Annotated in this window: 16 protein-coding genes; 8 read left to right on the plus strand and 8 right to left on the minus strand. The window is 63.3% G+C overall.

The window, feature by feature from the left end:
• Window positions 1-50 precede the first annotated feature (50 nt).
• From ACYG9Y_RS28125 to ACYG9Y_RS28140, 4 genes are read left to right on the plus strand one after another with little or no spacing between them, the layout of a single operon-like run.
• Window positions 51-707 (plus strand): glutathione S-transferase family protein, encoded by a 657-nt coding sequence (locus tag ACYG9Y_RS28125; RefSeq protein ID WP_023737380.1) that lies wholly within the window; start codon window positions 51-53, stop codon window positions 705-707.
• A 5-nt stretch (window positions 708-712) separates the two neighbouring features.
• Window positions 713-1,039: an ArsR/SmtB family transcription factor gene (locus ACYG9Y_RS28130; protein ID WP_023699361.1), complete on the plus strand. Its 327-nt coding sequence runs from the start codon at window positions 713-715 to the stop codon at window positions 1,037-1,039.
• Between the two features lie 23 nt (window positions 1,040-1,062).
• Complete coding sequence (locus tag ACYG9Y_RS28135) at window positions 1,063-1,437, plus strand: nuclear transport factor 2 family protein (protein WP_050593101.1); 375 nt, start codon at window positions 1,063-1,065, stop codon at window positions 1,435-1,437.
• A gap of 16 nt (window positions 1,438-1,453) precedes the next feature.
• Window positions 1,454-1,918, plus strand: a complete 465-nt coding sequence (locus tag ACYG9Y_RS28140; RefSeq protein WP_023715031.1) for an SRPBCC family protein — start codon at window positions 1,454-1,456, stop codon at window positions 1,916-1,918.
• A 29-nt stretch (window positions 1,919-1,947) separates the two neighbouring features.
• Here the strand turns inward: ACYG9Y_RS28140 and ACYG9Y_RS28145 are convergent, their stop codons facing one another.
• The 3 genes from ACYG9Y_RS28145 to ACYG9Y_RS28155 all read right to left on the minus strand — a co-directional run bounded on the left by ACYG9Y_RS28145 (window position 1,948) and on the right by ACYG9Y_RS28155 (window position 3,773).
• The gene (locus tag ACYG9Y_RS28145; RefSeq protein WP_023737382.1) at window positions 1,948-2,211 is read right to left on the minus strand and encodes an ArsR/SmtB family transcription factor; all 264 of its coding nucleotides are present in this window, start codon (window positions 2,209-2,211) and stop codon (window positions 1,948-1,950) included.
• Window positions 2,212-2,243: 32 nt separating this feature from the next.
• Window positions 2,244-3,482 (minus strand): MFS transporter, encoded by a 1,239-nt coding sequence (locus ACYG9Y_RS28150; protein ID WP_023683997.1) that lies wholly within the window; start codon window positions 3,480-3,482, stop codon window positions 2,244-2,246.
• Window positions 3,483-3,578: 96 nt separating this feature from the next.
• Window positions 3,579-3,773, minus strand: coding sequence for a DUF1192 domain-containing protein (locus ACYG9Y_RS28155; RefSeq protein WP_023670145.1), 195 nt, complete (start codon window positions 3,771-3,773; stop codon window positions 3,579-3,581).
• A gap of 146 nt (window positions 3,774-3,919) precedes the next feature.
• Here ACYG9Y_RS28155 and ACYG9Y_RS28160 point away from each other — a divergent pair, with 146 nt between their 5' ends.
• The 3 genes from ACYG9Y_RS28160 to ACYG9Y_RS28170 all read left to right on the plus strand — a co-directional run bounded on the left by ACYG9Y_RS28160 (window position 3,920) and on the right by ACYG9Y_RS28170 (window position 6,445).
• Window positions 3,920-4,930, plus strand: a complete 1,011-nt coding sequence (locus tag ACYG9Y_RS28160) for an NAD(P)H-quinone oxidoreductase (protein WP_031253468.1) — start codon at window positions 3,920-3,922, stop codon at window positions 4,928-4,930.
• A gap of 355 nt (window positions 4,931-5,285) precedes the next feature.
• The gene (locus ACYG9Y_RS28165) at window positions 5,286-5,426 is read left to right on the plus strand and encodes a DUF1127 domain-containing protein (protein WP_023670143.1); all 141 of its coding nucleotides are present in this window, start codon (window positions 5,286-5,288) and stop codon (window positions 5,424-5,426) included.
• Window positions 5,427-5,752: 326 nt separating this feature from the next.
• Window positions 5,753-6,445: a DUF1013 domain-containing protein gene (locus tag ACYG9Y_RS28170; protein ID WP_023670142.1), complete on the plus strand. Its 693-nt coding sequence runs from the start codon at window positions 5,753-5,755 to the stop codon at window positions 6,443-6,445.
• A gap of 63 nt (window positions 6,446-6,508) precedes the next feature.
• On the opposite strand, the gene ACYG9Y_RS28175 is transcribed toward ACYG9Y_RS28170, so the two are convergent.
• From ACYG9Y_RS28175 to ACYG9Y_RS28185, 3 genes are all read right to left on the minus strand, one after another.
• Entirely contained in the window at window positions 6,509-7,228 is a 720-nt protein-coding gene (locus ACYG9Y_RS28175; protein ID WP_023683994.1) for a helix-turn-helix transcriptional regulator, read from the minus strand.
• A 126-nt stretch (window positions 7,229-7,354) separates the two neighbouring features.
• Window positions 7,355-7,765 carry a hypothetical protein gene (locus ACYG9Y_RS28180; protein WP_031253469.1) on the minus strand — a complete coding sequence of 137 codons (411 nt, stop codon included), beginning with the start codon at window positions 7,763-7,765 and terminating at the stop codon, window positions 7,355-7,357.
• Between the two features lie 181 nt (window positions 7,766-7,946).
• Window positions 7,947-8,117 carry a hypothetical protein gene (locus tag ACYG9Y_RS28185; protein ID WP_023670139.1) on the minus strand — a complete coding sequence of 57 codons (171 nt, stop codon included), beginning with the start codon at window positions 8,115-8,117 and terminating at the stop codon, window positions 7,947-7,949.
• A 203-nt stretch (window positions 8,118-8,320) separates the two neighbouring features.
• Between ACYG9Y_RS28185 and ACYG9Y_RS28190 the strand changes: the two genes are divergently transcribed.
• Window positions 8,321-8,482 (plus strand): hypothetical protein, encoded by a 162-nt coding sequence (locus tag ACYG9Y_RS28190; RefSeq protein WP_023737386.1) that lies wholly within the window; start codon window positions 8,321-8,323, stop codon window positions 8,480-8,482.
• Window positions 8,483-8,491: 9 nt separating this feature from the next.
• Here ACYG9Y_RS28190 and ACYG9Y_RS28195 read toward each other — a convergent pair whose 3' ends face one another.
• On the minus strand, window positions 8,492-8,641 hold the full coding sequence (locus tag ACYG9Y_RS28195; RefSeq protein WP_023737387.1) for a hypothetical protein: 150 nt from the start codon (window positions 8,639-8,641) through the stop codon (window positions 8,492-8,494).
• A 197-nt stretch (window positions 8,642-8,838) separates the two neighbouring features.
• Entirely contained in the window at window positions 8,839-9,552 is a 714-nt protein-coding gene (locus ACYG9Y_RS28200; RefSeq protein WP_023737388.1) for an SGNH/GDSL hydrolase family protein, read from the minus strand.
• Window positions 9,553-9,559 lie beyond the last annotated feature (7 nt).

A 9,559-nucleotide genomic window follows, 5' to 3' on the forward strand; every position in this document is an offset into this window, starting at 1 on the left:
CTGGCTGGCACCGCTCCAGTATCGACGAACCGCAAACAGACGAGCAAAAAATGTCCCTGACGTTCCATTTCCATCCGCTGGCATCGTTCTGCTGGAAACCGCTGATAGCGTTCTACGAGAACGACACGCCCTTCACGCCGGTTGTCGTCGACCTCGGCGACGAGCAGTCGCGGGCAGCGTTCCTGAAGGTGTCGCCGACCGGCAAGATGCCGGCGCTGCGTGACGATGCACGCAACCGCACGGTGCTGGAATCGACCATCGTCATCGAATATCTGGCCGCGCATTATCCCGGGCCGGTCGAGCTCATTCCGGCCGAGGCCGACCTTGCCCTCCAGGTCCGCCAGGCCGACCGTTTCTACGATTTCTACGTGCAGGCGCCGATGCAGAAGATCGTCGGCGACAGGTTGCGCCCGCAGGACAAGACCGATCCGTTCGGGGTCGATGAGGCGCGCGCGCAACTGCGCAACGCCTATGCGATCATCGAGGAGGAGATGCGCTCGAAACTCTGGGCGGCCGGGCCTACCTTCACCATGGCCGACTGCGCGGCCTCGCCGGCGCTGTTCTACGCCAACAAGGTCGAGCCATTCGGCGACAGCTATCCGGCCCTGAAACACTACCACGACCGCCTGCTCAAGCGGCCGTCCTTCGCCCGGGTGGTCGAGGAGGCGCAACCCTACTTCAAGTTCTTTCCCTACAATAACGGCTGATCGCGATGCTGCACGATCCCGCCCAGCTCGACCTGATGTTCCAGGCGCTCGCAGACCCGGCCAGGCGCAGCATGGTCGAACGGCTGTCGCGTGGGCCGGCCTCGGTCAGCCAGTTGGCCGAACCGCTGGCGATGTCGCTGTCGGCCGTCGTCCAGCATCTCAACGTGCTCGAAGCAAGCGGGCTGGTGCGCTCGGAAAAGCTCGGCCGCGTGCGCACCTGCCAGATCGCGCCGCAGGCGCTGCGCAGCGCAGAACACTGGATCAACGAACGGCGGCTGACATGGGAGCGTCGGCTCGACCGGCTCGGCGATTTTCTCGCCGGGACCGAATGACCTGAAGCAGAGGAGAAATGACCATGCTCGGCAAAAGCAGAGCGGAGTTGATCCGCGGCTATTTTTCCGCCTACCAGGCGAATAACAAGGCTGCCGTCGCGGCGGTGCTCGCCGACGATTTCACCTTCACCAGCCCCTATGACGACGCCATCAACCGTGCGACCTATTTCGAGCGCTGCTGGCCGGACAGCCCGGCCTTCAGCTCGATCGTCATCGAGCGGATATGCGAGGACGAGGACGCCGCCTTTGTCCTCTATCGCTGCGAGACGGCGGACGGAAAGACCTTCCGCAACACCGAACTGCATCTGTTCCATGACGACAGGTTGCGCGCCGTCGAAGTCTATTTCGGCGCGTCCTATCGCGACGGCGTCTTCGTCGCGCAGAAACCATCAAGCTGACCAAGAGGACCTGACCATGGCCGAACGATCCGTCGTCCACTCCACCTTCGTCCTCGAGCGCCTCTATCCAGTTGCACCGGCGAAAGTCTATTTCGCGCTCAGCGATCCGGCCGCCAAGCGGCGCTGGTTCGCCGACCCCGACAACCCGATGACCCACAGGCACGAAATGGATTTTCGCGTCGGCGGCCAGGAGGTCAATGCCGGCGGGCCGAAGGACGGGCCGATCCACACCTATACCGCCACCTATCAGGACATCGTGCCCAACCAGCGCATCGTCTACAGCTACGACATGCTGTTCGGTGATGTCAGAATCTCGGTTTCGCTGGCGACAATTGAGCTTCGCCCGGAAGGCACGGGCACGCGTCTGGTGCTCACCGAGCAGGGCGCGTTTCTCGATGGGCACGACACACCGTCATCGCGCGAGCATGGTACCGGATTCCTGCTCGATGCGCTGGGCAAGGCGCTGGCAACGGACACTTGAAAGCCAGGGAGGCGAGCTGGAATCTCGGCCTATGCTTCCCAGAACTGATCAAGCCAAATATTGAGCTTGACGAAGCCGGCACTGCTGACTGTATAGACCCGCCTCGTGCCCTCGGCCTTGGCCTGAACCAGACCGGCGTCCAGCAACACTTTCAAATGCTGGGACACGGCCGGGCGGGAGACTGGCAGGCCCGAAGCCAGTTCGTTGACGGTTTTCGGGCCACGCCGGAGCTCTTCCAGAAGATAGCGCCGGTTGGGGTCGGCAATCGCCATGAAGGCGTCAGAAAAGATCATGCCTATACTTGTGGGGCAAAGCTTTTCAAATCTCAACCGTCGGCTTCCGCTTTTCTGAGCCGCAGTGCTTCAGGGGTGACCGAGCGATCGGCTGGCTGGGTCTTGAAGGCATCGCGGTCTTCGATCGGCACCGGCGCCCGGCGGCTGATGCGCAGCAGCGTGTAGGCGGCGAGGCTGAGATGTGCCAGCGCGGTGGCCAGGAACAGGCCTTCTGGGCGAAGCCAACCCATCAGGGCGGCAGCCAGCAAGGGCCCGATCATCGTTCCGAAGCCATAAAGAAGCAGCAGGCCGCCCGAGACCTTGACGAAATCCTCCGATCGGGCGTGGTCGTTGGCATGCGCCACGGCGATCGAATAGAGCGTGTAGGCAAAGGCGCCGTAGGCGGCGGCGAAGACAATGACGAGGACGGCGGAACGCGGTTCGAACAGGAAGATCAGGATGGCGAACAGTGCGGCGCCGAAAGCCGCGCCCGCCAGCACGAAACGGCGGTCGGTCTTGTCGGAGAGGCGTCCGGCCGGAAGCTGCATGGCCGCGCCGGCAATAACGACAAGGCTCATCATCAGTGCGATCTGGGCGGTGGAGATGCCGATACGGGCGCCGTAGACGGCGCCAAGCGTGCCCCAGGCGCCATTGGCGATGCCGACCAACAGGCAGGCGATCGCCGACACCGGCGAGTTGGCGTAGAGACCTTTGACATCGAGCTTGACGTCCTGCAAAGGCTTGGGAGACGAAGCCGACGACACCGCGGTCGGGATCAGCGACAGGCAGAACAATATGCCGGTGATCATGAACAGCGACGCCGATCTGACGTCGCCGCCCGCAACGATCATCTGGCCGCCCATGATCGAGGCATAGGTGACCATCATGTAGAGGCCGAAGACGGTGCCGCGGTTCTCGTTGGTGGCCTTCTCGTTCAGCCAGCTTTCGATGACCATGAAGGCTCCGGCCATGGTGAAGCCGGTGAAGGCGCGCAGCAGGATCCAGACATATTCGTCGATGATCAGGCCGGTAAGCAACGCCACGATGGCGCCCGAAGCGGCAAAGGCGCCGAACGCCCGGACGTGGCCGGCGCGGCGTACCAGGCGAGGTGCGAAGAAGCAGCCGGTGACGAAGCCACCGGCCCAGGCCGTGCCCATCAGACCGAGCGATGCGGTCGAAAACCCTTCGAGCTGGCCGCGCAACGGCAACAACAGGCCGTGCAATCCCGAAGCCGCGAGCAGGAAAGCGGTGCCGCGAAGCAGCGAGAGGATCGGCCTGTAGCTTGCAAACATTGTTTGATCCGTCTGGAGATTCGGTAGCGGGGTCTGAAGACAGGCGCATTCGGGCTTTTCGGCGGCGGATGCTCAACGCCGAAACTAACGCGAAAACTAGCCGCGGCGAAACAGGGCTTCGGCCGCCGATTTGGTGCTGCCCTTGGTCTGGAGCTCGGCTTCCAGCCGGGCAATCTCCTCGCGCAGGATGCTGATCCGTTCGGTAAGGTCACCGACCGAAAGCAGCGACAGATCCTGTCCGATCTCATGCGGGCGGGCTTTCTTCTTGGGTTCGTCGTCGAAGATCGCCATCGTCGCTCCTCCCTATTCAGTATTGGGCTGATTTGGCCATTTGCCTGATCCGGCAATCAGCATACATAGGGCAGGGGCGCAGATGCAAACAGCCGGCAAGAAGCTGGCAGCCGGCGACAGACCGGCGGACCGAGACGGGAAATTTCATGGCGAGCGGACATAAAATTCCAGCCACAATGACGGCCATCGCAATCTCGCAACCGGGCGGGCCGCGGGTGCTGAAACCGGAAACGCGCGACGTGCCGGTGCCTGGTCCCGGCGAAATCCTGATCCGGGTGCGTGCGACCGGCGTCAACCGCCCCGACGTGCAGCAGCGCAAGGGCGCCTATCCGGCGCCGCCCGGCGCTTCCGACCTGCCCGGTCTCGAGGCATCGGGCGAAGTGGCCGCCCTTGGCGACGACATATCGCGCTGGCGCATCGGCGACCGGGTCTGCGCGCTGACGCCGGGGGGCGGTTATGCCGAATATGTCAAGGTTCATGCCGGCAGCGTGCTGCCGCTGCCCGCCGGCTTCACCCACACGGAGGCGGCGGCGGTTCCGGAAAACTATTTCACCGTCTGGCACAATGTGTTCGAGCGCGGCGGCCTGAAAAAGGGTGAGACGCTGCTGGTCCATGGCGGCTCATCGGGCATCGGCACCACGGCGATCCAGCTGGCGTCGGCCTTCGGCGCCTATGTCGTCACCACCGCCGGCAGCAAGGAAAAATGCGACGCCTGCCTGAAACTCGGCGCCGACCGGGCGATCAACTACCGCGAGGAGGATTTCGTCGCGGCGGTCAAGGATGCGACCGGCGGCAACGGGGCCGACGTCATTCTCGACATGGTCGGCGGCGACTATATCGCGCGCAACTACGAGGCCGCCGCGGTCGAGGGCAGGATCGTCCAGATCGCCGTCCAGGCCGGCGCGGTGGCGAGCGCCGATTTCTCGAAAATCATGGTCAAGCGGCTGACCCACACCGGCTCGACGCTGCGGCCTCGCACGGTCGAGTTCAAGGCGGCGCTCGCCGCCGCACTGGAAGCACAGGTGTGGCCGCTGCTCGGCACCCGGAAGGTAGCGCCGGTGATGGACATGATCTTCCCGCTGACCGACGCCTGGCGGGCGCATGAGCGCATGGAAGAGGGCGAGCATATAGGCAAGATCGTTCTCGACGTCGGCTAGATGGGGCGAGATTCAGGTGAGGCCGGCCTGCGAATGGCGGCTCCCTGCGCTTCCGGCCTTCGCCGGCCGAAGCCCTCATGAGGGGTTGCGGCAGTTAAGGCTACGGCCGGCGTAGGCCGGTGCTTCGTACTGAAGTACGCTCCGCTCCGGTTCTCGGGAGCCGCCATTCTCGGCTCGGCCTGACCTGAACCTCGCGCCATGCTCCGCGCTCAGCCTGTCGGCAAGATGAACAGAAGCTTAATGCTGCAATGCAGCATTTGCATTGCGGCTATGCAAAGACGTCTGTTCAATTCGTGGGCAGTCCTGCCTATCTAAGCGTCATCGAAACGATTTGATCCAACAACTGGAGGACACCATGAACCCGATCCGCGCTTTCCGTAACTGGCGTATGTACAACGAAACCGTGCGCGAGCTGAACAAGCTCAATGCCCGTCAGCTCAGCGATCTCGGCATCAGCCGCGGCGACATCGAGAGGATTGCCCGCAAGGCCATCTAATTCGAAGCCTGGTCGGCCGATGAGGCCTGACCACGCGGCAGAAGCAAGAGCCGCCGCAGACGGTATCCCGTCGCCGGTTCCGAGCCCGCTGGACCCTGTCCGGCGGGTTTTGTCGTTTTGGACCCCTGTTACAACTCGGCATCAATGATCGTCGGAGCCGAGGTCCTCCCGGCCTCCCCCGCTGTCCGGTGTCCGACGGCTGCGCCCTGCGCCAAAAACATTGCGAAACGGCAGCGGAGCGGTTATACAGGCCGCGAATTTCCCATTTTGGTGGCTCTAAACCACCGCCCGCGCGGGAACGCGGGCGAACGAGAAGGATTTTTGAAATGGCCAATACGCTGCTGATGCCCAAGGCGACCGCCGTCTGGCTGGTCGACAACACCGCGCTTTCCTTCGAGCAGATCGCGCAGTTCTGCGGGTTGCATCCGCTCGAGGTCAAGGCGATCGCCGACGGCGAATCGGCGCAGGGCATCAAGGGCATGGATCCGATCATGACCGGACAGCTGACCCGCGACGAGATCGCGCGCGCCGAGAAGGATCCGAACCAGCGCCTGAAACTGTCCGACCCCAAGGTGCGGGTGCCGGAATCCAAGCGCAAGGGTCCCCGCTACACACCGCTGTCGAAGCGCCAGGACCGGCCCAACGCCATCCTGTGGCTGGTCCGCAACCATCCGGAATTGAAGGACGCGCAGATTTCGCGCCTGGTCGGCACGACCAAGTCGACGATCGAACAGATCCGCGAGCGCAAGCACTGGAATTCGGCCAATCTGCAGCCGATGGACCCGGTGACGCTGGGTCTCGCTTCGCAGATCGACCTCGACATGGAAGTCAACCGCGCCTCGCGCGGCCGCGAGCAGGCGCAGCCTGTCGGCGACACGCTGCTGCCGGCTGCCGTGACCGAGCGCCTGGTGCCGGCGCCGGAGAAGCCGAAGGACGAGGATGCCGAGCTCGACGCAAACGCCGTGTTCGCCAAGCTCTCGGCGCTCAAGTCCAAGAAGGAAGATGCGGACGACGAGTAAGGTTTGCGACAGTTCATCAAAAAAGCCCGCTTCGAGCGGGCTTTTTCATTGATTATCGAAGTCTCAGCTGCGCGCCGCCCGGTCCGGCGTCATGCCATAGTCCTCCGAGCGTTCGACGGCGCGGTAGAAGTCGGCAAGCTGCTTGCCGCGCTCAGGCTTGAAGATGCGGCCGGCGATGACCACCGAGGCGATGCGGTCGATGCGGAAGGCGCGGAAATCGTCGCGCATCTCGCACCAGGCAACCAGCGTCCATACCTTGCCCCAGAACCACAGACCGAGCGGACGGATGTCACGCCCGGTGCCGCGGCCGGCCTCGTCGCGGTAGTCGATGGTCAGCACCTGTCGCTTCTCGACAGCGCGCTCGATCACGTCGATCGCCTCACGCGCGGCGTCGCTCACCACCCACATCGGCGTGTGGATCTCGGTGCGGGCGATGCGGTCCTTCTCGGCGTCGGGCAGGACGGCGCCGATCTTGACCAGCGCCTCGTCGGCCGCACGCGCCATGGCCGCGCCGCCAAAGGCCCGCACCATGCGGGCGCCGGCGACCAGCGCGACGATTTCGTCACGCGTGAACATCAGCGGCGGAAGGTCGAAACCCTCCCTCATCATGTAGCCGACGCCGGCCTCGCCGTCGATCGGCACTCCGGTCGACTGCAAATCGGCGATATCGCGGTAGATGGTCCGCTCGGAAACCTCGAGCCATGTGCCGAGCTTCTGGGCGGTGACCAGCCGGCCGCCACGCAGGTGCTGCACGATCTGAAAGAGCCTGTCGGCACGTCGCATCGTATGGTCCCTCGGCTGCTTGTCTATGAATGTCATGGTCCCAAAACCGGTTCCGGGTGACATCCATGTCCTGTTTTATGCTTGTCGTTCTCCCAAAAACCGCTGCGCACTTTTGGGCGACACGCATTATGGTTTAAGTCCTTCGCGCTTGCGCTGCACGGCGACGAATTCCGCGCCGAAGGACAACTTCTTCGTTGTCGGCGTGTTCACGTCGAGCACACGCCAGTACGGCGTGATATCGTTCAGCGTCATGCCGCGTTCGAGATCCTCATTGGCGGCTTCGGCGACGGTTCGCAGATGATAGCCGATGGTGACCGGACATGTCACTTGCGCCCCATGCTCGATGGCGAGCGCGGTGCGCAAGGCGCGTACATCCATCTCGAGGCCGCTGGGGATCGTGCGGATGAAATCATCGACCTGACGGGCCGTCGGCACCAGCATCGGCTGGCCCTCGACGACGTCGCCCATTGTGCGTGGCGTCGGCTTCACGCCGTTGACGCCCGGCGTGTTCAGCCTGTCGTTCCAGCTTTTCACCATTCATGTCTCCTGACACGTTTATGGCATGGTGCTCCTGACAGCATTCTGTCAGGAGCCTTCAGCATTGTCCGTAGCAGGCGCCAAAAGTCTTTGCGCCAGCCCAAGGCGTCGCCGCCGGGGGTCCATGTCAATGATCCGGGCGTTGCGGGGTCCGCATCCAAGCATTGTCATGTAAAACGCCTCAGATCTCGCGAATGCGGCTGTGACCCTCATACATATCCGGCCAGCCAATGTCCTTGCGGATGTCCGCCGGCAAGGAGTTCAGGAAGCGCTGGGTACGGACTTCATTGCGCATCGTGCGGATCTTGCCGACATAGTGCTGTACGCTGTTCAAAATACCAAAGCTGTTCATGACCATCTCCTCTTCTCTGATGGAGACACTATCGCATACCCCTCCTGACAGCAGTCTGTCAGGAGCATGTCAGCTCGTTGAAGAAAGCTGCGAGGTGCTTCGCGGTCGGTTCGGAACGAGCCTTTTGTCAGGAATGGCCAAGTCGACCGAGACCATGCAAGAACCGCTTTGACAGCCTGTCGCGATGCTGCTCAAAGGCGGGCATGTCGAAACTCCTCGCGCTCGTCATCATCGGCATGATGGCCATTCAGCTGATCAAGCCGCTCGGCTGGCCGGGCCTGAAGCGGCGCGGCGATTTCTGGAAGCTGGCCCTGCTCGCCATGGCGGCCATCGCGCTGGCGGGTGCGCTGGGGCACTGGACATAGCCTTGAGGGTCAGGTCGGGTCCATCGTTCCCATGGCAATCATCCGGATGGCGTTGAGGCTGGGCACGAAGAAGTAATCGCCACCGCGCGTCGTCATGAATTCCGGCAGGTTCGCCGCAATAAAAGGCGTGGCGTTGGCCGGGCCGGTCCGGAATGACATGCTTGCCCGATTCGGCGCGGTTGCCGGTCAGCGTGCAGGTGTCGTTGCCGGTTTCGGAATCCAGGCCGTAGCTCATCCATTGCTGCTGGATGATATTCTGGCTCAGATCCATTGGAAGCAGGCTGCAATCAACAGTATTTGGAAATACTCATGTCAGTTCTCTGAAGCCCACCAGTCCGAGCTTGTGCCCCCTCAGGTCAATCGGCGAGCACCCATCCGACCAGATGTTCGGCCCAGGCGCGGTAACCGGCTTCCGAGGCATGAAAGCCATCGGAGGCAAAGCCGGCCTCCGGGTTGGTGATCGGCAGCCGTGGCGCCGGCACGGCGCCGCGCTCGAAACAGAGGCGCTCGCCCATGCGGTTCATTGCGGTAGCGCGGATTTCGAGAATCTTGCCGAGCAGCGGCGGCATGGCCGGCGCGCGGGTGAACTCCAGCACCGGCGACCACACCACGCGCGCCTCCGGCCATTTGGCACGCGAGGCGTAGAGCAGGCCACCGAACTCCTTCTTGAAGCGCGGTACCGAGTGGAAATTCTTGGTGTCGTTGGTGCCGATGGCGAGCACGATATGCGTCCACGGATCGGCCGACAGATTGGGCAGCACATGGTCGCGGATCTGGCCCGACGTTGCCGAGTTGAAGCCGGCGGCGCGCCAGCGCACGGCAAGGCCGGTTCGTTGCGCGATCATGACGGCAAGCTGCGCGGCAAGCCCGTTCTCGGAATTGCCGATGCCAACGGAAGCGGCCGAGGAATCGCCCAGCACCAGCAGCGAGATGGCCGGCGCCTTGCCCGATATTTCGTGCATGACCGGCCCTTGTGCCGGCAGCATGCGGGTGGTGCGGCGGCGCACGCCGAGGCCCTGCCAGACATAAACGGGGTAGGCGAGCCAGGTAAGAAGGGCCGGGAAGCGCATGGCGATA

This window comes from Mesorhizobium sp. W050 (assembly GCF_054719535.1).

Coding starts and splice junctions, on each gene's coding strand:
- ACYG9Y_RS28125 (WP_023737380.1), top strand. CDS start 51: ATGTCCCTGACGTTCCATTTCCATCCGCTGGCATCGTTCTGCTGGAAA.
- ACYG9Y_RS28130 (WP_023699361.1), top strand. CDS start 713: ATGCTGCACGATCCCGCCCAGCTCGACCTGATGTTCCAGGCGCTCGCA.
- ACYG9Y_RS28135 (WP_050593101.1), top strand. CDS start 1,063: ATGCTCGGCAAAAGCAGAGCGGAGTTGATCCGCGGCTATTTTTCCGCC.
- ACYG9Y_RS28140 (WP_023715031.1), top strand. CDS start 1,454: ATGGCCGAACGATCCGTCGTCCACTCCACCTTCGTCCTCGAGCGCCTC.
- ACYG9Y_RS28145 (WP_023737382.1), bottom strand. CDS start 2,211: ATGATCTTTTCTGACGCCTTCATGGCGATTGCCGACCCCAACCGGCGC.
- ACYG9Y_RS28150 (WP_023683997.1), bottom strand. CDS start 3,482: ATGTTTGCAAGCTACAGGCCGATCCTCTCGCTGCTTCGCGGCACCGCT.
- ACYG9Y_RS28155 (WP_023670145.1), bottom strand. CDS start 3,773: ATGGCGATCTTCGACGACGAACCCAAGAAGAAAGCCCGCCCGCATGAG.
- ACYG9Y_RS28160 (WP_031253468.1), top strand. CDS start 3,920: ATGGCGAGCGGACATAAAATTCCAGCCACAATGACGGCCATCGCAATC.
- ACYG9Y_RS28165 (WP_023670143.1), top strand. CDS start 5,286: ATGAACCCGATCCGCGCTTTCCGTAACTGGCGTATGTACAACGAAACC.
- ACYG9Y_RS28170 (WP_023670142.1), top strand. CDS start 5,753: ATGGCCAATACGCTGCTGATGCCCAAGGCGACCGCCGTCTGGCTGGTC.
- ACYG9Y_RS28175 (WP_023683994.1), bottom strand. CDS start 7,228: ATGCGACGTGCCGACAGGCTCTTTCAGATCGTGCAGCACCTGCGTGGC.
- ACYG9Y_RS28180 (WP_031253469.1), bottom strand. CDS start 7,765: ATGGTGAAAAGCTGGAACGACAGGCTGAACACGCCGGGCGTCAACGGC.
- ACYG9Y_RS28185 (WP_023670139.1), bottom strand. CDS start 8,117: ATGAACAGCTTTGGTATTTTGAACAGCGTACAGCACTATGTCGGCAAG.
- ACYG9Y_RS28190 (WP_023737386.1), top strand. CDS start 8,321: ATGTCGAAACTCCTCGCGCTCGTCATCATCGGCATGATGGCCATTCAG.
- ACYG9Y_RS28195 (WP_023737387.1), bottom strand. CDS start 8,641: ATGTCATTCCGGACCGGCCCGGCCAACGCCACGCCTTTTATTGCGGCG.
- ACYG9Y_RS28200 (WP_023737388.1), bottom strand. CDS start 9,552: ATGCGCTTCCCGGCCCTTCTTACCTGGCTCGCCTACCCCGTTTATGTC.